This window comes from Nonomuraea longicatena (assembly GCF_039525605.1).
Taxonomy (GTDB): domain Bacteria; phylum Actinomycetota; class Actinomycetes; order Streptosporangiales; family Streptosporangiaceae; genus Nonomuraea; species Nonomuraea longicatena.
On the sequence record NZ_BAAAHQ010000090.1, the window covers coordinates 1 to 1117 of the forward strand.

Consider the following 1117-nt stretch of genomic DNA (forward strand, 5'->3'; position numbering starts at 1 on the left):
GGTCTCGTCTCCTACACCCACGCATACGGGGTTGCTATCGCCCACGGGGAAAGCGCGATGGTCGCCCGGCTCGTCCCATTCGTCATCGACGGCCTGTTGATCGTCGCGTCCCTCGTCCAGCTCGACGCCGCGAGGAACAATCGGAAGCCCGGTTGGCTGGCATGGCTTGCGCTCGTCGTCGGCATCGCCTTGACCCTCGGCGCGAACATCCTTCACGGAATCGAACACGGACCGGTTGGCGCCACCATCGCCGCCCTTCCTGCTGTAACGCTTACGATCGCCTTTGAGCTTCTGATGCACATGATTCGCCGGACGTCCGTCGAGGAGCCCGCTCAACTCGTCGAGGAGGTGCCGGAACCGGCGCCGGTCGTCGAGGCCGAATCGGTCACCGTCGAGGCGCCCAAGCTTCAGCGGAAGCCGCGCGGCCCGCGCCGGGGAACCGTGGGCGTCGCTGCCGTCCACGTCGAGGCAGTAAAGGAGTACCTCGCGAACCTGAGCGCCGACGAGCTTGCGAACGTCACCGGGGAAAGCCTCGCTTCGGTTCTCCCGAGTCTCGTGGACCGTACGCGCCGCGCAGCGCTCGCCAAGGCGAAGGCTGAAATGGGCCTGAGCGGCGCCACAACGCCCGCTAGTTCCACAGCGGGCATGCTGCCGGGTATGGCTGCCACCGCCGTCTAGGAATTGCCCACAACCCCCTAGGGCTTCCTGGGGGGTTCTTCTCTTCTTGCGCAACCAACTTGCAAAGCGTGTACACGGGTTGTACCTTGATCTCTGTCAGCAGGATCAAGGAAAGGGCAAGCAGTGTTCGACTACTCAGAACCGGTGTGGGTCAACGCCTCGTGTCCCGCTTGCGGCAAGTTCGACCAGTTCGAGATTCCCGCCAATCACTTCGGCTGGACGTTCGTCTGCTCGGGCTACTGCGGATCGGCAATCACGATCAACCGGGAAAGCGTTGAGCCTTGCGGCGGGTACACGCTGAACCCGGATCTCGACGGGCCGATCTACATCAAGTGCCGGAAGGGTGCGACTCAGTTCGTGCCCCTCCATGGCATGTTGTGCGGGTTCTGCGCCTATGTCGCCACCGACCCGAAGGAAAAGGAGAGGGAAGATGCGGTAG

General features: G+C 63.6%; 2 protein-coding genes. Both read left to right on the plus strand.

Annotation, left to right across the window (positions count from 1 at the left end; genetic code table 11):
- Positions 1-678 (plus strand): DUF2637 domain-containing protein (locus tag ABD120_RS39345; RefSeq protein WP_343955581.1); only part of this gene is annotated, 678 nt, incomplete at its 5' end.
- 123 nt (positions 679-801) lie between these two features.
- On the plus strand, positions 802-1117 hold a 316-nt coding region (locus ABD120_RS39350), incomplete at its 3' end, for a hypothetical protein (protein WP_343955583.1).